21 protein-coding genes are annotated in these 23199 nt (G+C 35.0%); 8 read left to right on the top strand and 13 right to left on the bottom strand.

The features are described from left to right. Positions 1 to 124 precede the first annotated feature (124 nt). The gene (gene yfkAB / locus JFU54_RS18530) at positions 125 to 1252 is read left to right on the top strand and encodes a radical SAM/CxCxxxxC motif protein YfkAB (protein WP_002125019.1); all 1128 of its coding nucleotides are present in this window, start codon (positions 125 to 127) and stop codon (positions 1250 to 1252) included. A gap of 37 nt (positions 1253 to 1289) precedes the next feature. Here the strand turns inward: yfkAB and JFU54_RS18525 are convergent, their stop codons facing one another. Together JFU54_RS18525 and cax are read right to left on the bottom strand one after the other, a co-directional pair. Further along, positions 1290 to 2087, bottom strand: a complete 798-nt coding sequence (locus JFU54_RS18525) for a YfkD famly protein (RefSeq protein WP_002169227.1) — start codon at positions 2085 to 2087, stop codon at positions 1290 to 1292. Positions 2088 to 2168: 81 nt separating this feature from the next. Next, on the bottom strand, positions 2169 to 3224 hold the full coding sequence (gene cax / locus JFU54_RS18520; RefSeq protein WP_201065787.1) for a calcium/proton exchanger: 1056 nt from the start codon (positions 3222 to 3224) through the stop codon (positions 2169 to 2171). Positions 3225 to 3403: 179 nt separating this feature from the next. Between cax and JFU54_RS18515 the strand changes: the two genes are divergently transcribed. The 3 genes from JFU54_RS18515 to JFU54_RS18505 all read left to right on the top strand — a co-directional run bounded on the left by JFU54_RS18515 (position 3404) and on the right by JFU54_RS18505 (position 4659). Then, on the top strand, positions 3404 to 3820 hold the full coding sequence (locus tag JFU54_RS18515; protein WP_002140268.1) for a pyridoxamine 5'-phosphate oxidase family protein: 417 nt from the start codon (positions 3404 to 3406) through the stop codon (positions 3818 to 3820). 156 nt (positions 3821 to 3976) lie between these two features. Beyond that, complete coding sequence (locus JFU54_RS18510; RefSeq protein ID WP_000817786.1) at positions 3977 to 4123, top strand: BH0509 family protein; 147 nt, start codon at positions 3977 to 3979, stop codon at positions 4121 to 4123. A 107-nt stretch (positions 4124 to 4230) separates the two neighbouring features. Further along, positions 4231 to 4659: an EamA family transporter gene (locus JFU54_RS18505; RefSeq protein ID WP_201065786.1), complete on the top strand. Its 429-nt coding sequence runs from the start codon at positions 4231 to 4233 to the stop codon at positions 4657 to 4659. 14 nt (positions 4660 to 4673) lie between these two features. Here JFU54_RS18505 and JFU54_RS18500 read toward each other — a convergent pair whose 3' ends face one another. Beyond that, positions 4674 to 5267, bottom strand: a complete 594-nt coding sequence (locus JFU54_RS18500; RefSeq protein WP_002029574.1) for a DedA family protein — start codon at positions 5265 to 5267, stop codon at positions 4674 to 4676. Positions 5268 to 5743: 476 nt separating this feature from the next. On the opposite strand from JFU54_RS18500, the gene JFU54_RS18495 reads away from it, so the two are divergent. Further along, entirely contained in the window at positions 5744 to 8527 is a 2784-nt protein-coding gene (locus JFU54_RS18495; protein WP_201065785.1) for a tetratricopeptide repeat protein, read from the top strand. Positions 8528 to 8570: 43 nt separating this feature from the next. On the opposite strand, the gene lepB is transcribed toward JFU54_RS18495, so the two are convergent. From lepB to JFU54_RS18480, 3 genes are all read right to left on the bottom strand, one after another. Beyond that, positions 8571 to 9107 carry a signal peptidase I gene (gene lepB, locus JFU54_RS18490; protein WP_201065784.1) on the bottom strand — a complete coding sequence of 179 codons (537 nt, stop codon included), beginning with the start codon at positions 9105 to 9107 and terminating at the stop codon, positions 8571 to 8573. Positions 9108 to 9394: 287 nt separating this feature from the next. Continuing rightward, positions 9395 to 10075 (bottom strand): lysoplasmalogenase, encoded by a 681-nt coding sequence (locus tag JFU54_RS18485; RefSeq protein WP_002029577.1) that lies wholly within the window; start codon positions 10073 to 10075, stop codon positions 9395 to 9397. Between the two features lie 123 nt (positions 10076 to 10198). Beyond that, a complete protein-coding gene (locus tag JFU54_RS18480) occupies positions 10199 to 11149 on the bottom strand; it encodes a DMT family transporter (RefSeq protein WP_201065783.1) in 951 nt (316 codons plus the stop codon). 426 nt (positions 11150 to 11575) lie between these two features. Here JFU54_RS18480 and JFU54_RS18475 point away from each other — a divergent pair, with 426 nt between their 5' ends. Continuing rightward, entirely contained in the window at positions 11576 to 13501 is a 1926-nt protein-coding gene (locus JFU54_RS18475; protein WP_201065782.1) for a heavy metal translocating P-type ATPase, read from the top strand. Positions 13502 to 13683: 182 nt separating this feature from the next. Here JFU54_RS18475 and JFU54_RS18470 read toward each other — a convergent pair whose 3' ends face one another. The 3 genes from JFU54_RS18470 to JFU54_RS18460 are packed head-to-tail and all read right to left on the bottom strand — an operon-like array spanning position 13684 to position 15592. Further along, the gene (locus tag JFU54_RS18470) at positions 13684 to 14553 is read right to left on the bottom strand and encodes a YihY/virulence factor BrkB family protein (RefSeq protein ID WP_002063656.1); all 870 of its coding nucleotides are present in this window, start codon (positions 14551 to 14553) and stop codon (positions 13684 to 13686) included. A 5-nt stretch (positions 14554 to 14558) separates the two neighbouring features. Further along, positions 14559 to 15074, bottom strand: coding sequence for a DUF4075 domain-containing protein (locus JFU54_RS18465; RefSeq protein ID WP_002191833.1), 516 nt, complete (start codon positions 15072 to 15074; stop codon positions 14559 to 14561). Positions 15075 to 15127: 53 nt separating this feature from the next. After that, positions 15128 to 15592 (bottom strand): low molecular weight protein-tyrosine-phosphatase, encoded by a 465-nt coding sequence (locus tag JFU54_RS18460; RefSeq protein ID WP_002140258.1) that lies wholly within the window; start codon positions 15590 to 15592, stop codon positions 15128 to 15130. 176 nt (positions 15593 to 15768) lie between these two features. Here JFU54_RS18460 and JFU54_RS18455 point away from each other — a divergent pair, with 176 nt between their 5' ends. Continuing rightward, positions 15769 to 15993 (top strand): DUF1128 domain-containing protein, encoded by a 225-nt coding sequence (locus JFU54_RS18455; RefSeq protein ID WP_002010236.1) that lies wholly within the window; start codon positions 15769 to 15771, stop codon positions 15991 to 15993. A 192-nt stretch (positions 15994 to 16185) separates the two neighbouring features. Beyond that, a complete protein-coding gene (locus JFU54_RS18450) occupies positions 16186 to 18852 on the top strand; it encodes a cation-translocating P-type ATPase (RefSeq protein WP_201065781.1) in 2667 nt (888 codons plus the stop codon). Between the two features lie 34 nt (positions 18853 to 18886). Here JFU54_RS18450 and JFU54_RS18445 read toward each other — a convergent pair whose 3' ends face one another. The 4 genes from JFU54_RS18445 to JFU54_RS18430 all read right to left on the bottom strand — a co-directional run bounded on the left by JFU54_RS18445 (position 18887) and on the right by JFU54_RS18430 (position 23173). Then, on the bottom strand, positions 18887 to 19969 hold the full coding sequence (locus tag JFU54_RS18445; RefSeq protein ID WP_002029585.1) for a toxic anion resistance protein: 1083 nt from the start codon (positions 19967 to 19969) through the stop codon (positions 18887 to 18889). Between the two features lie 18 nt (positions 19970 to 19987). Continuing rightward, positions 19988 to 21619, bottom strand: a complete 1632-nt coding sequence (locus JFU54_RS18440) for a YceG family protein (RefSeq protein WP_002140256.1) — start codon at positions 21617 to 21619, stop codon at positions 19988 to 19990. Positions 21620 to 21729: 110 nt separating this feature from the next. Beyond that, positions 21730 to 22521, bottom strand: coding sequence for a TerC family protein (locus JFU54_RS18435; protein WP_000025698.1), 792 nt, complete (start codon positions 22519 to 22521; stop codon positions 21730 to 21732). A gap of 73 nt (positions 22522 to 22594) precedes the next feature. After that, the gene (locus JFU54_RS18430) at positions 22595 to 23173 is read right to left on the bottom strand and encodes a TerD family protein (RefSeq protein WP_002091197.1); all 579 of its coding nucleotides are present in this window, start codon (positions 23171 to 23173) and stop codon (positions 22595 to 22597) included. Between the last annotated feature and the right edge of the window lie 26 nt (positions 23174 to 23199).

The raw sequence follows: 23199 nt of genomic DNA, 5'->3' as shown, positions 1-23199 counted from the left end.
AATTCATTATAATGTAAGCCCTCTCTCTTTTTTCACAAAAAAGTTTCACTTTATAAAAAGCTCATATTCTTCTATTATAGAGAATGGACAAATTGTTATTTCAATAGTCAAAGGAGTATTTCATATGACGATATCACAAATAATGAAGCCGATTACTCCTTCTTACGATCCATGGGAAGCGTATATGGACCTTGAAGAGTACGGCAAACTACTATTAACAAACGTTGAGTTTACGACGACGACGTTATGCAATATGCGTTGCGAGCATTGCGCTGTTGGTTACACATTACAGCCGAAAGATCCAAACCCGCTTCCGATGGAGCTTTTATTAAAACGATTAGATGAGATTCCTCATTTACGTTCTTTAAGTATTACAGGCGGAGAACCTATGCTTTCAAAAAAATCCGTCGACAACTATGTAACACCACTCTTAAAATACGCCCATGAACGAGGCGTTCGCACTCAAATTAACTCAAACTTAACTATAGATTTAGCACGTTACGAACAAATTATTCCCTACTTAGATGTATTGCACATTTCACATAACTGGGGAACAATCGATGACTTCGTTGAAGGCGGATTTGCAATGATGGAGCGTAAGCCTACTTATGAACAGCGCGCTAAATTATTTGAAAGAATGATTACAAATAGTAAAGCTCTATCAGAGGCAGGTGTACTCGTATCAGCCGAAACTATGTTAAACAAACGAACTCTACCACATATTGAACATATTCACCGTCAAATCGTTGAAGAAATGGGCTGTAAACGTCATGAAGTGCACCCGATGTATCCGAGTGACTTCGCTAGCACACTTGAAATTTTAACAAAGGAAGAAATTCGAAATGCAGTTGAACATTTATTAGAGATCCGTGATGAAAATGTGTGGATGTTATTCGGAACATTACCTTTCTATGCATGTAGTGATAATGAACACGATTTAGCTACACTAAAGAAATTACATGAAAGTAAAAATGTAACTGTCCGCAATGATCCAGATGGTCGTTCTCGTTTGAACGTAAATATTTTCGATGGAAATATTATCGTGACCGACTTCGGTGATGTCCCGCTTCTAGGTAATGTACAAACAAATACACTACAAGAAGCTTACGACAAATGGTGTGACTCAAAAACAGCAAAATCATTAAGTTGCCATTGTCCTGCCGTGAAATGCCTTGGACCGAATGTTCTTGTAAAAAATAGCTACTATCCAAAAGAAGATTTCTTATCAAAAACATCAAACATTATGTTATAAATAAAAAACGTCAGCTTATAAGCTGACGTTTTTTATTTCATTGTGCATGCGATGAAGAAACAAATTTGAAAAATAAATGATCATGAATTGGAATAGCGGCTCCGATTCCTTGAGATGTAATATTTTTCACGACAAGCCTTTTTTGATTCCCTTTTAACACAAGGTAGACTTCTCCAAATGTTACTTTTCCTTTTTCATTTACTGCTGGTGTATACGCATATAAATATCCAAGTTGACTTGGACTAATATTATAAACACGCTCATGTCCAGTACCATAACCAATAGTTGTTTTAAATGAAAGTGGCAATTGTACTTTTTCAAGCGCTTTTAGAAGCATCATTTTTTTCACATCTGCAGCATCTTTCATATCTGCTGTTAAATCACCTTCGATTGTCTTTTGGGTTTCTTGCTTATAGCGAAGTGGGTATAAGCGATCTCCTCCGCGATTATCATATATATTTCGATTCACTTGCTTATATTCCCAATTAATCGATGTATCTATTGACTCATAATTTAATGCCCATTGACCTAAATAAATTTTCGCCCGGTACCCTACCGCAAGCGGTGCATTCGAAATTGTTGTTTCATTAAACATTCGAATTAAATCAGGATTTTCAATTTTGATATTTGCTGTTTTCAATAGTTCTTGAGCAAACTTACTTGGCTGTAAACGCGGTAAATCTTGTGCGTCATTTGGAAATGTATTATCCTTTGAAATATTTAAAACAGATGAAGGCATTTTTACTTCTACCGTTGTCTTTGCAAAACTACTGTTAGGAAATAATAAAATAAACGAGACCATGGTTGAAAGACATATGCTGTATACTCGTTTCACCTGTCTGGCTCCTTCCTATGTAAAGGTATATAAATTACTGTATTTAGTGTTTTCCCTCTGAAGCATTGTTATCCCTATTTTTCATAATAAATAAAAACCAATTCCCATAATGACATACGCAGCTAATAAAGTGCCTCCTTCAAACCAGTTTGTATCCCCATCATTTGAAATGGCGATAGTTAAGAAAACAGCTGTAATCATAGAAACAAGTTCTGGTATTGTAAATACTAGAGGCATCTTTTGTGCAAAAAGCATCGAAAGAAGTACTAACACAGGAGCAACAAACATGGCGATTTGTAATGTAGAACCTACTGCAATTTCAACGGCGATATTCACTTTGTTTTTATACGCCATAATAATTGCAGATGCATGTTCTGCTGCATTACCAACAATTGCAACGATAATAACCCCTATAAATAACTCTGACCAGCCAAATGACTTTGCAACCGTTTCAAAAGTATGTACGAGTGCCTCTGACACATAAGCTACCGCAATTGTTGCTATCGCTAAAACGAGTAGCGCTTTACCTTTCGACCACTCAGGCTCCTCCTCATGTACTTCTTCATCGCTCTTATGTTGATATACACCGCGGTGCGTAACTAACTTAAATAGCAATGCAGCAAGGTACATAATGATCATGATAATAGAAACACCAATACTTAATTGATACGTCTTTCCAGCATCCATCTTCATTGAAAAAATCTCTGGAATAACAAAGGCTACGACAACAGCAAATATTAATAAAGCTGAATTATGTCTTGCATCATAAACATTGAAACTTTGTCTTTTATACTTAAGGCCACCTATAAAGAAGGATAACCCTCCTACCAGTAATAAGTTTCCAAGTACAGAACCAGTTAAGGAAGCTAAAACAACTTCTGTTAATCCTGCCTGGAGTGCAAAAATTGAAATGATAAGTTCCACGGCATTACCGAAAGTTGCATTTAATAAACCACCTATCCGAGGCCCAGAAACAATTGCTAAACTTTCTGTCGCCCTCCCCATAAAACCAGCTAATGCAATAATAGTAATGCAGTATACAGCAAACATAATAGTTTGTGGCCAATGAAGTGTTTTTCCGATTACAGAAAGTGGTACACCTATAAGCGCTGCTATGAGAAATATTTTATTAAACATGCTTTTCATCCTTCCATCGTATGTATTTCTCCTCGATATTATTATTATTCATCTCCTAACTTGTCCGATTTCATCACAATTACGTTTAAAAAATCGGATTGAAGAAAACAGTATGAAAGATATTTAAATTATCTTGTCCAGACAGAAAAAATTATGAATTATGAAAAGAGGCTAAAAATATGCACTTAAAAGAAAAAATCGCAACTATTATTCAAGGTCAACGTACTGGTGTATTATCTACTGTACGTAACGATAAGCCACATAGCGCCTTTATGATGTTTTTCCACGAAGATTTTGTACTATATGTTGCAACAGATCGAAATTCAAAAAAGATAACAGATATTGAAAAAAACCCCAATGTACATGTACTACTTGGACGTGAAGGAAAGAAATTAGATGAGGATTACATTGAAGTTGAAGGTATAGCTTCCATCGAAGAAGATCAAACATTAAAAAACAAATTTTGGACTAATAGCTTAAAACGCTGGTTACTCGGTGCGGAAGACCCTAATTACGTACTAATAAAAATCAATCCCGATACAATTTATTACATCGATAGTGCTGGTACGACCGAGCCCGAGTTTTTACGACTATAAAATAAAAACAAGCCCCCCTTAGGTGGGCTTGTTTTGTCGAAAGGTTCTTCTGAAAAAAACAATAAAATAGGTGGAACTTTCTAAAGATTCTGTTATATAATAGCAGTAACTTAAATAAACTGTATTAAAACAGATTGAGGGGAGAAATTAAAATTGATGAAAAGAGAAGAACGAAAAAACATGATTGAGTTTATTGAAAAGAAAAAAGGGATTGAACGTGACGAATTATTATTTATGACGGATGATGAAGTAGAGCATATTTATAATGTAACGTACTTTTTATATGAAGAAATAGCAGAGTAGTATAATAAACCCCCACCTTATTAAAAATATAGGGCGGGGGTTTATTTCATTTTTATACATGAGAATGATTTTCATGTATAATAATGTAAGATTGGAGGAGTTTCACTATGAGTTCATGGCTATTATTCGCACTATTATCAGCAATTGCTGCTGCCCTCGTATCTATTTTCGGAAAGATTGGCTTAGATGGAATCAATGCCAACGTCGCAACAACGGTTCGCTCTATTATTATGGCATTATTTATGGTAGGAGTTATTATTATACAAGGTAAATTTCAAAATATCGGTGATGTCCTCCTAAATAAAAAAGCACTGCTATTTATCACATTAAGTGGAATCGCTGGTGCTTCTTCATGGCTATTTTATTTTCTTGCGTTAAAAACAGGAAAAGTTTCACAAGTAGCACCTATCGATAAATTAAGTGTAGTATTTTCCATTATTCTCGCGATGATTATATTAGGTGAAAAGTTAAACTTTATGACCGGTATTGGTGTAGTCTTCATTACAGCTGGTGTATTATTTATTGCTTTCAGCTAAAAAAACCGCTATTATTAGCGGTTTTTTCTTTTCCTTATGTAAATCCACACAATCAATATTACAATTGCCGAAACTAATAAAATCCATATTCCATAATGATGTAAACTATATTCAACAAAGCGCCACTTCTCTCCCAGTTTCCAACCTAAGCCAATAAAAACACTTATCCAAATTAGTGCACCACCGTAAGCATACAAACAAAATCGCCACAATGTTAAATTTGAAACTCCAGCAAAATATGCTGTTAAATGACGTACTCCCGGTATAAAGTAGCCAATCATTAAAAGAAATGGACCGTATTTTTCAAATAAAATATGTGTTTTTTCAATATGATGTTCCTTAATTCTAACTTTCGGACCATATTTTTTTAAAACAGGGAGCCCAAGTTTTAAACCTAATATGTAACTTAATGTAATGCCAAGCATTGCACCTGCCATTCCACTTAAAAAAGCAGCTGTTCCTGACATAACTCCTTTTGAAATGTTATATCCAATAAAAGTCAATAAAAACTCATCCGGTATAGGTAATCCAACAATCCCGCCAGCTAAAGCTATAATAATTCCAAAATATCCATAATGTGCGATTAACTCGCCAATATGTTGTTCCATTCGGAAGACACATCCTATACACGATCGTTATCCCATATTGTGCCCATTCTATCTTTAAGACAAACATGGTATACATATTCACTATACATTGTTTTTATAATGAACTCTACTTCTATTCCATTCCTTAAATAGAGATTTAATCAGTGGTTTTTTATCCATCCCCACTGATTATTAGCCTGAACCAATCGGGATTTTACGGGCAGCAGGGCTCCCACTTAACTTCCTTGCATTCGCTCAATTTTGGAGTAGGAGTCTTACTTCCTATAAATAGCGAGATAAAAAAATAAAAATTCATAGGCTTATTTTTTTGTTACAATAAAGGGAAGTTACTTTTTGCAACGGTTTAACTCTCAAGAAAAATGATATATCTAGCAAAAACATAGTTTGGTCTATATAATGCAACTTCTACCTATTAGAGTAACATGCACCCTTTTACATACAACATCATTTTTCTAAATTATACAGGGGGAACGAACATGACCATTGAAAAACAATTTATCCAAAAGATTTACTATAAAACATTTTTAACAGAAGACTCTTCCATTCCGGTAGCGGAAGTACTCGGTGAAGCATATATAAATGAATCAAAGAATGAATTCTCCAATATATCTAATGTTCGCTTTGCACAAGGTGAAGTTTATTTTCAAACTAACGACTTTGAAGCCGCTATATTCAAATGGGAGAAAGTAAATAATGAACTTGCTCTCTGGGCTATGAAGAATATTGCAGATGCTTATTTCGAATTAGATTTCTTGCCAAAAGCAGAAGAAATTTATACATCTATCCAAACAGAAGATACAACTCTTACAATGGAAGTCTCCCTACAACTTCTTTCTCTTTATATAGAGCAAAATCGTTTAGGACTAGCATTTAAGACGATTAGCGAGGCTGTTGCATTTCAACCAGACTATCCAAATATCACTGCAATCGCTCGATCGTTCTATGAAAAACAAGAAGATTGGAATAATGCTATTGAACTCGCTGTTCAAGAAGGAATTCGAACAAAATCATTACACTGGTTCGATACTTTAATCAATTATGTGAACAGAGGCTTTACTAAAAAAATTAAACCTGAGTATTTCTATGAATCTTTAAAAGCCTTATATACAATTGATCAAGTTCAATTTAAAGAGCTTGTTATCTCACTTTGGAACAGCTATGAAAATGAATCATTCCATCTACCTTGGATTCAAACAATAAATCACCTATTCTTACATGTTGAAGTAGATGCTCATGACGATTGGAATGAAATTTCTACTCGCTATCAAGAGACGTACTTCGAATTGATTACTGGACAACATTTCATGCACGAATTACAAGGACTTGTACCAGATTTATTAACAAATTGGTTTAGTTTAATGAAAGCGGAAGATTCTTTACTTGTCTCCGCAGCAGTATTAGCATGGAATGAAGTTTCACCGACAACTCTAGAATCATTACTCGTAAAAAGCGCAGGTGCCTTACTTTCAAATGCATCAGCTCATGCAAATGTTGATATGGCAGACGTATCAGCATTATTTGAAACGATTGCTGTATGGGCTGAGAAGAATGATGTAGATTTAGGTCATCAATTCACACTACTTGTTCGTGAGTTATACGATTTAACTGTTACACAACTTCTAGTAGCAGGAGCTAGCGATTATGATAAATCAGCCTTTATTAACTCTATACTAGGAGAAAATATATTAAATGAGGCTATAACAACTTCAATTACATTTAAAGATGATAGTCAAACTGAAATAACTGAGCTTACAGAACTAGATATACGAAATATACCAAACTTTGACGAACTTCATAACATACTAGCCGTACCTTCTCAGTCAAAACTAGAAAGAAAATGTATTGAAGTTAAATTACCAAGTAGATTTTTACGAAAAAATAAGTTTTCATTCCTTGTCACACCTACTGTGCATGGACAACTTGACAAAAACAGCTCTCACTTTGAATACTTACAGGCAGCAGATAGTCTCATCTATGTCCTAAATTCAGCTTCACCATTACATGATGAAGAGCTCGATACATTATTATATATTCGTGAGCAAGTACCAAATTTACAAATTAAATTCGTCTTACAAACAATTGATACGAATACTAGTGAAAATATCACGAACAGCATTAAAAAGAAAATACTCGTACATTTCCCAGAAGCACACTTTTTCCCTTACTCTCCTTCACAAGAGAGTAGTGAACAGCTAGGTAATGTAACAGACTCTATTCTTTCTAACCTTACTAAGCGTAACGTGGAAAAAGAACGCATTGAAAAATTATTATGGTTTATCCAAAAAACAATTGCATACCTTGTAAATGAACGTGTGGAATTAGAAAATACGTTAGTGAAATCCGTTCGCTGGAATAAACATATTTTAGTAAAACTTGATGGTTTTATTAATAATCTTACTGCCATTCAAAAAGATAAAATTCGTTCTATTACAGAATCTTATCTCTTAACGAAAGAAGAGATTACGCAGGATATACATTCTCAAATTCCTGAATTGTTGCAGAGTTGCTCTGACCTCGTTCAAGAAGATAGTGATTTCAAACTGGTCCATGAAGAACTAAATGTAGCAATGAATGAAAGAATTCAAAAACATGTACAGCAAGTGCTTCTTCCTAAATTTACTGGGTCTATTCAAGAATGGATTGAAACTGCTCATAATGAATTCATTCAAGCTCAGGCTTATTTAGATGAAATGAGTGATACCTTTAATAAGCTCTATGAGGAAGAGCGTATTAAACTTCCTTGTGATTTCAAATTACTAGATGACTGGGATAGAGATGTTGCAAGAATGACGAATAGAATTACAGTAGCTAACATCAATATTTTATTACGCTTTACACCGACACAATTCTTCTTAAAGAGTGCAGGGAAATTATTCGGTAATATGCAAAAAAATCAATCTATGCTATCAAATAAATATAAACAATATATTGAAACAGAAGATTATACAGAAGTTGCTCAGATGATTTCAAAACAATTCTTCCTTCAATTTGAAGTATTTGAAGGTGCGCTAGAACGGGATATCATGATGTTCTTTAAAGACCCTCTTAGCATATTGAAACAAACCGTAGAAGCGGCCCAACTTGAAATACAAGAAGATGAGCAAACATTAACAAAGCTAAGAACAAACCCAGAAACTTATCATGATCCTTTAACACTCTTTAAATTGCAATTGTTACAACGAAAATTCATGTTAAATATCGACCAAAATAATGAACATATTGCTTCACAAGAAACAATAAATAAAACACCGACTGTTTAAATAAGAAAAACCAAGCAACTAATTCGCTTGGTTTTTCTTATTTTTAATCTACAATTTTCACATGTTCAAATGGATAATATATCGCCATGAACTTTCCTAATACTTCTGTTCTATCAATGAGCCCTAAGCCGTTCCTACTATCCCTACTAACTAAACGATTATCTCCCATCACAAAAATTTTATTTTTAGGAATTGTAATCGGTCCAAAATCTTCAGTTAAATTGATAAGTAATTTTTCTGCCTGTTTTTTATTATTCTTTAAATACTCTTCATTTTTCACTTGATGATTAACATATAATTGATCATTCTTCATCTCAATTACATCTCCTGGTAATCCAATAACTCTCTTCACATAGAAATTATCTGTCTTCACGACAATAATATCCTCTCTCTCATAACTTTCAAATCTCTTTGCAAGTTTATTAATTATTACTTTATCTCCATCTTGTAACGTCGGCCTCATCGATGCTCCTTTTACAGTCGTAGGGAAAAACAAAAAGATTTTTGCCAAAAACACTAATAAACATGCAATTGCAATTATTCCAAAGAATTCACGCAAATGTTTTTTCTTTTGCATCATTCCACCATCTCATCATCTTTTTATTTTTATTATAAGTACTCCGACTGGTTAATTTCCACAAAATTCTGAATTATAACATTAGAATATTACAAATATAAAAATAATAATCCCTATAAATTCACTATTTTTATATACTATGTTTTCCATCTATCAAACAGGACTTTTCCTATGAAATTTATGCTTAGAAAGTATAAGATACTGCACAAATTAAACAAACAAATATAATAGCATAGCAATAAAAAAGATACTCTCAAAATAGTCTATCAACTATTTTTGAGAGTATCTTTTTATAATCCTACATATACAATACACATCTGCGCTGCGACATATGTAAACCAAATCCAAAGCGGTTCATACTTCAGTTTGCGCCCTCCGATATCTGTCACGCCGATAATAAAATCAGAAATCACAAACAGTAAACCACCAAGTGCTGGTATCCACCATATTCCTATATTCTCGTAATATAAGGCGAATGCAAAACATGCCATTCCTCCAACCCACAAACCGTAAATTAGAGCGCCTATTGTAAAAAGTTTGTCTTGTTTTTCATTTCGAATAAAGAAAAACCACCCTATAATTAGAAAGAGTCCGTATACGAATAAACCGATCCAAAAACCATTCCATGAAATACCTGTTTGTAAAAATGCTTTCACATAGAAACAATGTGCAAGAGCGAAAGTAACCATTCCTCCAATTAATCGATGACCAATTGGAATTAATCCTGCCATAAATAAATCCCCTACAGTTGATAAAGTCATACCGAGTGCAACCCACGTACTGTACTCAGCCGATGGATCTTGTAACCATATCCAAATTGCACTTCCTGTTAAAGAAAAACTAAGAATAAGACGAACTGCTAAAGGTAACGGCATATTATTTCTCGTTCTCTTCGTCTGTCCTATTGCATAAATTGCTCCCATTAAAAAAAGAATAATTTGCCCGACTAACACAATGTAAAGTACATTCATAATATGTTCTCCTCAATAAATGCTTTATTCTATCTTTTTTCGTTACATATATCACGTTCTCCTTTTTCTATGTAAAAAAAGAAGAACAATACTGTTCTTCCATTTTAATCGTTTTTCTGTTCTCTATGCTACTTGTTTTTCTTGCTCAACTTTCTTTTTAACCAGGTTACGATTTACTACAATAATTCCCGCTGCGACACATGCTAAACCAAATAGTACAAAGGAATGGATTGCTTCCCCTAAAATTAGACTTGATAGTAGCACACCAAACACTGGTATAAAGAACATATACATCGAGACTTTCCCTACTTTGTTATACTTCATAATTGTATTCCATATACAGAATCCAGCTGCTGATAAGAACGATAAATATATGAGCATAAGTATTGCATGTAGATTAAATGTGAATGGCATCATTCCAACTTGAAATGCACCTATACATAGCAACCCAATTGATCCGAAAATCATCTGATATGCTGTCATATACCCAATATCTAATGTTTTACTACCTTCTTTCGCTAATATGTTTCCATACGAATACATCATGGCTGCCCCAAGAAGTAATAAGCTACCTATTCCAAAATGAAATGATAAACTTCCATCACTCGGTACATTCACTAAAATCACACCGCAAAAACCGATAGCTACTCCAATTACTTTTCGCCTATTTAGAGCATCATCTTTATATAAAAAGTGTGCGAGTAAAATTTGAAAGAATGATGATGTTCCTGAAATAATCGCTCCTTCAATTCCTGAGCTATAACTCATTCCAATATAAAAACATATATATTGAAGAAAAGTTTGAAACAAGCCAATTTGAACTAACTGCTTTCCTGTTCCTTTTTTGAACTTCATATCTTTTCCTAACGCTTTAAAAAATAATAAGAGCATTACACCAGATAAGAAAAAGCGATAGCCAGCAAATAATATTTGTTCCCCGACTTCTTGTGGCTGAATTCCAAGTTCAGCATAGCTTAATTTAATAAAGGGAAATGCGCTTCCCCATAAAAATGTTGCTACTATTGCAGCAATAAACACGCCAATCGGATGGGTAAAAAATTTCTCTGTCTTCAACTTGATGTCTTCCTTTCCGACCTTTTTATGAACAATATTCATATATACCAAAGGAAATGCGAAAACACAAGTTTTCAGTTTATCCCGCTATTCGCCGGGCAGTAAAACTCCCACCTCCAAATTCGGCTGGGGCAAAGAAGTTAGGTGGGAGCCCTGTTGCCCGTAAAATCCCGATTGGCGAGGGCTAATAATCAGCGTGGGATGAACAAAACCACCACTAATTAAAGTTTCACTTTATACTAAAACAAAAACATATCATCTAAGAAAAACATATGCTATACTATAGAATAATTACAACATAATAACTATTAAAATCAGATTCAACAGAAATGCTGCTATCCATTATGGATGGCAGCTTTCGTCGTTTTATAGGGGTTTCGATTTTGATTCTTTTTCTCAATAAGAATTCGGAAGGAGCGAGTATTAATGAACGCAGAAGTAAAAACATTACAAGCACAAAAAGATATTTCTAATCCCTCTTTATGGGATACATTAAAGAAACATTATGAACTTATATTTGCAATCACATCTGGTATTTTTATTTTAGCTGGTTGGTTATTCACAAAAAATGATGCAATAAGTGCAGGTATTACTTTATATATCCTTGCTTATGTAATTGGAGGATTTGCAAAAGCGAAAGAAGGTATTGAAGACACAATTGAAGAGAAAGAGCTAAATGTTGAAATGCTCATGATTTTTGCAGCTATCGGTGCCGCAGTTATTGGTTACTGGGCAGAGGGTGCTATTTTAATCTTCATCTTTGCATTAAGCGGAGCAATGGAATCTTATACATTAAGTAAAAGCCAAAAAGAAATTTCAGCGCTTCTTGATCTACAACCTGAAGAAGCATTACGTATTTCAAACGGAACTCCGGAACGTGTTCCAGTTGAACAATTACAAATTAACGATATTATTTTAATTAAGCCAGGTGAGCGAGTTCCTGCTGATGGCACAATTCATACTGGTGAAACAAATATTGATGAAGCTGCTATTACAGGAGAACCCATTCCGAATGAAAAAAAATTCGGCGATGAAGTATTTGCCGGCACTGTAAATTTACGTGGTGCTATTGAAGTTAAAATTACGAAGCCGAGCGATCAAACATTATTCCAAAAGATTATTCGTCTCGTTCAAAGTGCACAAAGCGAAAAATCCCCATCACAACTATTTATCGAAAAATTTGAAGGAACATACGTAAAAGGTGTACTACTTGTTGTTGCGCTTATGATGTTTGTTCCTCATTTCTTACTTGATTGGAGTTGGAATGAAACGTTTTATCGCGCGATGATCTTACTTGTAGTCGCTTCTCCTTGTGCGCTAGTTGCAGCCATTACACCGGCAACTTTATCAGCAATTTCAAACGGAGCGAGAAACGGTATTCTCTTTAAAGGTGGTATTCATTTAGAACGTCTAGCTTCAGTAAAGGCGATTGCCTTTGATAAAACAGGAACATTAACACAAGGAAAACCTACTGTAACAGATGTATATGTTCGAGAAGGCATAGCAGAAAGTGAAGTACTTTCTATTACAGCAGCGATTGAAAGTCACTCTACACATCCTTTAGCAGAAGCGATTGTTAAATATGCAAAACATGCTTACGACATTACGATAAAAAAACCAGAAAACGTTGAAGATGTAACTGGTTTTGGATTAAAAGGAATATTAGAAAACAAATCTTATAAAATTGGTAAAGCTGATTTTATTGGAGAAGAAACAAAGACATTTCATAATGGCATTTCTGCTTCACTTGAAAAAGAGGGGAAAACTGTCGTTTATATTAGTGATGAGGATGGTATTCTTGGACTGATCGCTTTAAAAGATACCCTTCGCCACGAAACGATAGCGGCTATTCGTGATTTGCAAAGCATTGGTGTCGAAGCAATCATGATTACTGGTGATAATGAAGAAACAGCAAAAGCAATTGCCAATGAAAGTAATATAAAAGAATATTACGCATCATGTTTACCGGAAACAAAAGTTGAAACGATAAAGCAGTTAAAAGAAAAGTACGGCATAGTCGCCATGGTTGGAGATGGTATAAACGATGCACCTGCACTCGCTACTTCTAGTATTGGTGTTGCAATGGGTGAAGGAACAGACGTAGCATTAGAGACTGCAGACGTTGTTCTTATGAAAAACGAATTATCTCGTCTCTCTCAAGCAATCCGTTTATCAAAACGAATGAACCGTATTGTGAAGCAAAACGTTATCTTCTCTTTAGCTGTCATTGCAATGCTGATTTGTTCTAATTTCTTGCAGTTTTTAGCTCTTCCATTCGGTGTTATTGGACATGAAGGAAGTACCATTCTTGTAATCTTGAATGGCTTACGATTATTAAAAGGAAATAAGTAACGGGTCCCTGATAAAGGACCCGTTTTTTTTAATGGTAGCTATTGTGACCGTTCGCACTACTGCTCGTTTTATGCTTTGGATGCGAACTGCTCTTTTGTTTATTATTACTTTTATTATTGTGGTTCTTTTTATTATTACTCATGAAATATCCCCCCTGTTCCCTTTTATTATGGAACAAGAGCTCATTTTTCATTACGGGAATTATTGTCACCCGTTCTATAATGATGGAGTAAACCATTAATTTCACCGCCAAGTAAAATTACCCACGCAGTTAAGTAAAACCATAACATTAAAATAATGATACCACCGAGACCACCATATGTATTAGCGTAATTTGCAAATTTATCTACATAATAGGCAAATGAGTACGATACCACAATCCATCCTACAGTAGCAAATATTGCTCCCGATATGACTTCTCTTCGCTTTAATTTCCGATCAGGCGCAAATGTATATAAAAAGCTAAACAAAGCGATTAAGACAAAGAAACTTGCTACTAAACGCGTAATACTCCAAACATAAGAAAAACTATCCGATAAACCAATTGCTTTAAACACGGCTGCCCCAATCACTTGTCCAAATACTGGGACAATTAGTGCAAACACAATCATAAAAATTATCGCTAACGTGAACACGATAGATAAAGCTCTTGTTTTAATAAAGGAACGGGTTTCTGTTACATCATAAGCGCGGTTAAAAGCGTTCATAACCGCATTCACCCCGTTTGAAGCAAACCATAACATCGATAGTAAACCGAATGATAATAAACCACCATTTTGTTCGTTTACAACTTTATCTACGTTTACTTCAATTAAGTTCATCGCATCTTCTGGTACGTACGGTTCTAATAAATTGAGCACACTTTCTGTTTGAAGGTCAATAAAGCCAAGAAGCGTAATTAAGAAAACAAGCCCAGGGAAAATCGCAAGCAAGAAGAAATAAGCGAGCTGTGCTGCTAAGCCCGCTACATCATCGCGCATCGTCCGGTCATATAAATCTTTCCCAAACGAAAAGGTGCGATTTCTTTTTGCTTTTTCTAGAAATTTCCTCATATTTTTTAGACGCTTTTCTTCTCTTCTTTATTTTGCTTTAGCTCAATGTATGCTTCAGTTTTTTTTTCCTCTGCATTTGAGTCCTTCATAAATAATTCACGCGCTTCTTTCATACCACCATCTTCAGCTACTACTGGCTCTTCTTCTGCTTTAAGCTCATCTACCTTTGGAGATACAGCTTGAATTTCAATCGTTTCCGGCTTTTCTACTGGCACAACTTTTCTCTTACTAAAAATTTCTTTCGTCTCTTTTAACGTTTCTACAACAGACGGCGTCAATTTTTTGATTTCTGCTACTTTCGCTTTTACTACATTGAAATCAGCAAGTTCGCGTCCTTTATCTGTAACAGTTTGCACTTTTTCTTTTATCTTCGAATTTTCACCAATTTCAATCATCTTTGTTTTTGCTTTTTCTGCCGTGTTTTTTACTTTTTCACGGTTTTCTTTCTTTAACATAGATACAGCTACACCTGCAGCTACACCAATCGCAATGTTTCGAGCAATATTATTTTTCTTTGCCATATTCCTTCACCCTTTCATTTCTTATATTAGAAAGTATTACTTTCTAAGCTTCCTCATATTCCTTGTTCATTTCGAATGAAAGCTACTAGCTTTGCACACCCTTCTGTTACAAGGTCATACACTTCTTGGAAGTTCCCTGTAAAGTAAGGGTCAGGAACGTCTGTCCAGCCACCGTCTGGAACAAAATCGGACAGTCTACCAATATAGCCTTCAGTTTTACCAAAACTTTTTAAATCCGCTATATTCTTGTTGTCCATGGCAATAATATAATCAAACTTTGTTAAGTCTTCTTTTTCTACTTGCCGTGCTTTAATTCCTTCAAAAGAGACTTCATTTTCTTTTAAAATTTTTTTTGTTCCTTTATGTGGCGGATGACCAATATGCCAATCTCCAGTTCCTGCAGAATCAATGACAATTTTCTCTTCGAGTCCCTCTTTTACGACAAGATCCCGAAAAATTGCTTCTGCCATTGGAGAACGACAAATGTTCCCAAGACAAACAAACAATACTCGGACCATATTTTGTTTCTTCCCTTCTTGGTGCATTTCTTACTATATACTTATATAGTATAAACAACCAATTATTAATTATAAAGGAAATCCCTACTAATTTAATAGGATTGAAAAGTTTCATTAACGAAAATGATAAAAAAATGTTAAGATAACCTTATGTTATTTTAAAGGGGGACACTTCGGTGGATTTATCCGTAAAATCAGAAGCAAACGTTGAATATATGGTAGAAGCTATTAAAGAAAAATTACGCATGGTTAATGCTGGAGCAATGAGAGCTGCTAGTTTTAACGAAGAAATGTACGAGGACTTACGTGACATTTATGAGCACGTTATGAAACGTGAAACATTCAGTATTAGTGAAATGCAAGCTATTACTGAGGAATTAGGTACATTAATTAAAAAATGACAAAGAGCCTCACGTATTCGAGGCTCTTTTAATTTCAACAAATTCATGACAACTCTTCTCTTTTCCTCCTCTCATTCTAAATTATTGTACAATGAAAGTAGAACCTCACCTTAGATTTTTTCTCCATACATACTACTCTAAAAAAATTGCCACACTACCATTGCTAACTGTTTTTACTGGAGGTGCTTACTTATGAGCAATTGGTACAGTAAGACGAAAAATCAAACATTAATCGACCTAGAAACAAATGAACAACACGGTTTAACAGATAAAATCGTAAATGAACGTTTAAAGCAATATGGTTATAATGAATTAGCTACCAAACAAAAACGTACTTTATGGCAGCGCGTTTTCGCCCAAATTAATGACGTCCTCGTGTATGTCCTTATTATCGCTTCCCTTATTTCCGCCTTTGTAGGTGAATGGGCCGATGCAAGTATTATCGCGCTCGTTGTAGTTTTAAATGCTGTTATCGGTGTAATCCAAGAATCGAAAGCGGAACAGGCTTTAGAAGCATTGAAAAAGATGGCAACACCTAAAGCTATCGTAAAGCGAGATGGTGAACTAAAAGAGATTCCATCTGAGCACGTCGTTCCAGGTGATATCGTTATGCTTGATGCTGGGCGGTATATCCCCTGCGATTTACGACTTATCGAGACTGCGAATTTAAAAATTGAAGAATCTGCTCTAACTGGTGAATCTGTCCCTGTCGATAAAGATGCAGTCTACCACCCTTCCATGCAAAATGATGAGCAAGTACCATTAGGTGATCAAAAAAACATGGCCTTTATGTCGACGTTAGTAACATACGGACGTGGCGTCGGTGTTGCTGTTGAAACTGGGATGCATTCACAAATTGGCAAGATCGCTACCCTTTTACATGAAGCAGACGATGATATGACACCACTTCAAAAAAGCTTAGCACAAGTAGGAAAATATTTAGGATTTGTCGCTGTAGCTATTTGCACTACTATGTTTCTCATCGGTTTTTTACAGGGCCGGGATACGTTAGAAATGTTTATGACCGCAATTAGTTTAGCTGTTGCAGCCATTCCAGAAGGCTTACCAGCTATCGTTTCCATCGTTCTTGCAATTGGTGTTCAGCGTATGATTAAACAAAACGTTATCATTCGTAAACTACCAGCTGTTGAAGCTCTCGGTTCTGTCACAATTATTTGTTCAGATAAAACAGGTACATTAACTCAAAATAAAATGACCGTTACTCACTTTTATAGTGATCGCACATACGACCAGCTAGAAAATTTGAATGTAAATAATGATGCACACCGTCTATTATTAGAAAATATGGTTTTATGCAACGATGCCTCTTACGGTGCCGACTCACAAACAGGGGATCCTACAGAAATTGCCCTTCTTGTTGCCGGAAGCTCTTTTAACATTCAAAAAGATCATTTAGAAAATAAACATGAACGTGTTAACGAATTGCCTTTCGATTCTGATCGTAAAATGATGTCAACTGTACATACGTACGATGAAGGCTACTATAGCATGACGAAAGGTGCTATTGATAAACTTTTACCTCACTGTACCCATATCTTTATAAATAATAAACTTGAGGTCCTAAAAGATTCTGATAAAAATCAAATATTAGAAGCTGCCGGGTCAATGTCGCAAAAAGCATTAAGAGTACTTTCATTCGCATATAAACGATACGACTTAAACGATATGGATATAAATCATCTCGAAGAAAATCTCATCTTTATCGGTCTTGTTGGTATGATTGATCCACCACGTACAGAAGTAAAAGATTCAATTACAGAATGTAAAAAGGCTGGTATTCGCACAGTTATGATTACTGGCGATCATAAGGATACCGCCTTTGCAATTGCCAAAGAACTTGGCATTGCTGAAGAAATATCTGAAATCATGATTGGAACTGAATTAGATAACATTCCAGATACAGAACTAGCAAGTAAAATTAATCACTTAAATGTATTTGCTAGGGTCTCTCCAGAACATAAAGTGAAGATTATAAAAGCATTACGTGCTAAAGGAAATATCGTTTCCATGACTGGTGACGGTGTAAATGATGCTCCATCTTTAAAACAAGCAGATGTTGGAGTAGCAATGGGAATTACAGGAACAGATGTCGCAAAAGGCGCAGCAGATGTAGTTTTAACAGATGATAACTTCTCATCTATTGTGAAAGCTGTTGAAGAAGGAAGAAATATTTATCGTAATATTAAAAAGTCTATTCTCTTCCTACTTTCTTGTAACTTCGGCGAAATTATAGCTCTCTTTTTAGCTATTTTACTCGGCTGGGCAACACCACTACGCCCTATTCACATTTTGTGGGTAAATTTAATTACAGATACACTGCCTGCATTATCACTCGGTGTTGATCCTGAAGATCCAGATGTGATGAAGGAAAAACCACGACATGCGAAAGAAAGCTTATTTAGCGGCAGCGTTCCTTTTCTTATTTTCAATGGGGTTGTAATTGGACTTCTTACTTTAACAGCCTTTATCGTTGGGGCAAAGCTCTATACAGGAGATACAAATTTATTTCCTCTCTTCCCAGAGCAAATTGATGAAGACGCGCTATTACACGCTCAAACGATGGCATTTGTCGTTCTTAGTTTCTCTCAACTCGTTCATTCATTTAACTTACGTTCAAGAACGAAATCAATTTTTTCAATTGGGATATTTACAAATAAATATTTAGTCTTCTCACTTCTAATCGGTGTTCTTATGCAAGTGTGTATCATCTCCATCCCACCTCTTGCCAATATATTCGGTGTGCATGCATTAACAATGCGAGATTGGGGATTTGTTCTCTTGTTAAGTATCATTCCGCTTGTTGTGAATGAAATCATTAAATTATTTAAGAGAAACTAAAAGGCAATGAGGACTGTTCCTCATTGCCTTTTCTTTATCCTTGTAATTCTTTTTTGATGTTCTCTGTTAATGTAGCCATACGCTTACGACTTTCTTCACGCTCACGTTTATTTTGCTCTTCAATTTGTTGTGTTTCTTGCATACCTCTTGAAATAATGTTCCAAGTTTCCTCAAGTGTTTCCATCTTAATACTAGAAGAACCTGATAATCTCGCTACTTCCACACTTTGAGTTGCGATATTTTGTGCATTTTTCTTAAGTAATTCATTTGTACGGCGATCAAGTTCAGCCATAGAGTCCGCAACAAGCTTTTGACGTTTCGCATTTACCGCTTGAATGATACCATTTTTAAAGATAGGAATCGTTGTAATAAATGCCGTATTGATTTTACCGATTAATTTATTGTTACCGCGTTGAATCATACGAATTTGTGGTGCTGTTAATAGAGCAACCATACGTGCTTTTTCTAAATCATCAATACGCTGTTCTAAAATTTCAACAGAGTTTTTAAGCGATTCTAATTCAATACCCGCTAACTGATCATTATTACGTATGCGCTCTTCGTACATCGGAACTAACTCTGTATTTAAACGCTCTAATAACATTTCCCCTGCTACTACATATTTTTCTAAGTCTAAATAATACTTTAAGTTTTGCTCATATAAACCATCTAACGTACCAATTGATTTTTTCATTTCATCTTGATACTTCGTAATTTCTACGTATACTTTATCCATTTCGCGACCCATCGTCTGATACTTACTAAAGATTTGTTCAATCATTTTATCTGCTTTTTTGAACATACGTGAGAAGAAACCACTTTTCTCTTCCGCAAAGTCTTTACTATCAAATCTGTCCATAATTTTACCAAGCTGCTTTAATAATTCACCAGAGTCTTCTACTTTCGATAAAGACATTGTATGTAAAATTTGATCAGCGAAACGTGAAATTTCCATAGAAGGTTCTTTTCCGAGTTCAATTAATTCTAATTGATCTTTAATGTCTACTGCGTTATAAATACGTTGCACTTCTGCATCTTGTCTAAGTTGCAAGCGAACATCTTGTGCGGTTTGCTCATTCAATTCTGTTTTCGAATCTAGTACGACTGGGTTATTCATATGGTATTCTCCCTTTCCTTATAAAAATGGACGAAATAGTCCTTTTATTGTTTGTGATAAATTTTTATAGGCTGATGAACCATGAAATTCAAGATCGAAATTAACTTCTTCAAGCCAATGTGAATCAAATGCTCCTGATTCAATATACGGTTCAATATCGTTTCTCCCCGTTGGATTAAAGTGGAATACATCTACTCCAATTTGATTTAAAAATAGTAATAACACAGCATCAGAACGACTTAATTCTCCGCTCTTCTCATTATTAAATATAACAATTTTCGGTACTTCTTGCGAATAATCAAATTTCTCAAGTTGCTCTAAAATGTTCGGTGGTATTTGAGAGAGTTGTGCGAAAACATACAGCGCTACATCTTGTTTCGTCTCTTTCGCAATTGGTTTACACATTTCACTTTCACACGTATGGATCATTGCTTCTGCAATACCATGTTGTAATCCTTCTGGTAAACGCTTATGCGGCCACCAATGGCTGTTCATAATTAAATCCGGATGTAACTTTCCCCCGCGGTCCAATGCATCTCGATAATGATATTGGAAATTCGCTTTTTGTTCTTTCGTAAACGGGAATGTATTAATTAATAAACTGTTATCAAACGATGTAACAGCCTTTAATCGCTGAAAATATTCTTTATCATTCTTTGAAACGCCTGATATTTTTGCAAATAAAGAAGGAATATAAATATGCTTATTTTCAACAAAGAATGTTGGGCGTACAAATGCCTTTTCTTTCGTAATTAAAAAGAGTTCATCGTACGTTGTTTTGAGCGTACGGGCTACAGGTGTATACGAACGGAATTGCCACGGTTTGTATAATAATGAATTATCGTGGTGAAGTACTTGCTCGATTTCTTTTGAAGCTTGATAAGCTACCGTTGCGACGCGTTCACGACGCCGATCAGGAAATGGTTCCAATGAAATACGGCCTGAATGAGATACGACAAATGTCTTTCCTTCCTCATCTACACTCTCAAATCCATCTTTTCCTTCTGGGTGATAATAAAGCACATCACAGCCGAGCATAATAAGAAAGTATAAGAAATATATACGACTCTCCGTCGCATCACCGTACCAAACGATACGTGGCATTTGTTTCTTATAATTAATCGTAGAGAACCACTTCGCTACGTAATTTTCACTTAATTTAATCATATCGATTAAGAAACGCCGGAATCCTTCTGTTTTTAAAGATTGATTATGTTGTTTCTCATACAATTTCAATACAGAAATAAACGTCGTATGTATATAATGCTGTAAATCAGGATTGTCTACTTGCGGTAATAGTTGTTTTCCAGACAGATGGGCGACAAGCCTATTTACTGTAAGGCCATTCGGTGCTTCTTGATGTAATGTAAAAACCTCTTGAATATGGCGCAGTTTTTCGGGATCAATCACCTTATTTAAATTTTGTTCATGCAAAACCACGATCCCTTTCACTTCGCTATAATCAAATAGCTCATTAAAATATTCATCTACATCATTAGGAACACCAAGAATACGAGTTGCTATATAACTAAACTTCATCTCATTCTCTGTCAGTTCATATTGTGGGCGTTTTTCTAAAAGCGCTTCAAATTGCTTTAAATCTGATTCGTCTTTTAATGCACATGGTTGAAGTGTAAAACGTGAAAACACAACAGTTCACCTCCAAAAACATTTACTTTTTTTATAAAGTCTCTCTTCTATTATAAACTATTTTTAGTTATAAAAAATGGGCGCTCGCATAACGAGCAAACCCATTTCAATTATTTATGATTATTTTTAGTAGCTGCAACTTCTTCTTTAGCTTGTCCAGAATTCTTCATGTAGTGAAGTATAAACGTTGCTCCAAATGCTACAACTAAAATAATAAAGAATAGCGTATGGCTTACTTCAATATGAATAACAGACAGTAACATTTTTGCTGCAATAATTAAGATTAAAATATATGCTGTCGTTTCAAGTTCTGGAATACGCTCTAACAATTTTAAGAATACGCCAGCGATACCGCGCATCATTAAAATACCAAGCATTCCACCTAATAATAGAATCCAAACTTGATTTGATACACCAAATGCAGCAAGTACGCTATCTACAGAGAACGCGATATCCATTAATTCAACCATCGCAACTGTTCCCCAGAAGACACCAAACATTCTGAAGAGAATACTGTTTTGGTTCATACCATGAGCTTCCTCTTCTTCTGCATTACCTTTTCTTTTATCAATGAAGTATTTAACTGAAAGCCAAGCTAAGTAAAGTGCACCTAACACTTTTACCCATGCTAATTTAATTAAGAACATTCCAATTCCAATTGCAATAAAACGAAATACATAAGCTCCAATCAGTCCATAGAATAATGCTTTTTTTCGTTTTTCTTCTGGAAGATGTTTTACCATTACCGCTAGCACAAGTGCATTGTCAGCAGATAATAACCCTTCAAGTACAACAAGTGTACCTATTAACCCCCAAGATACTGGATCTTGTAACACTTTAATCCACATGTCCAAGTCGAAAAACTGAGCATACGTATCAAGGATTCCTTGCAAAATACTCATCTTACCTTTATCCCCTATTCTTTGCTAGATTTATAGAAAGGTCAAAAAAAGGAAACGAATGTCGTTTCCCTTCTTATGCATCCAAGCCATACGCTTTTACAAGCGCACCTAATCCACCTTGGAATCCGCTTCCTACTGCACTAAACTTCCACTGTCCATTATGACGATATAATTCACAAAAGACAACTGCTGTTTCAATGGAGAAATCTTCCCCTAAATCAAAACGAAGAACTTCTTCGTTTGTTTCTTCATTTGCTAAACGAACGAATGCATTTGCAACCTGTCCAAAGTTTTGATTACGGCCTTCACCATCATAAATTGTAACTGTAATAGCAATTTTATGAACATCTGCTGGAACCTTTTTCAAATCGACAACAAGTTGCTCATCATCACCGTCACCTGCACCTGTACGGTTATCTCCTGTATGTAAAACTGATTCACAAGGAGACTGTAAATTATTATAGAAAATAAAATCAGTTTCCTTCGTACATTTCCCGTTCGCATCTAATAAAAAGGCAGATGCATCTAAATCGAAATCAGATCCACCATCATAAGATTTAATATCCCATCCAAGACCAATTACTGCTCTTGATAAACCTGGGCTTGTTTTAGCTAAATCAATTTTCTGTCCTTTTTGCAATTGAATAACCATATATATTCACCTCTATATTTTAATTT

Origin of the sequence: Bacillus sp. TH19, assembly GCF_016651075.1 — a bacterium.
GTDB classification, from domain to species: Bacteria; Bacillota; Bacilli; order Bacillales; family Bacillaceae_G; genus Bacillus_A; species Bacillus_A mycoides.
This window is presented reverse-complemented; position numbering and strand designations above follow the sequence as displayed.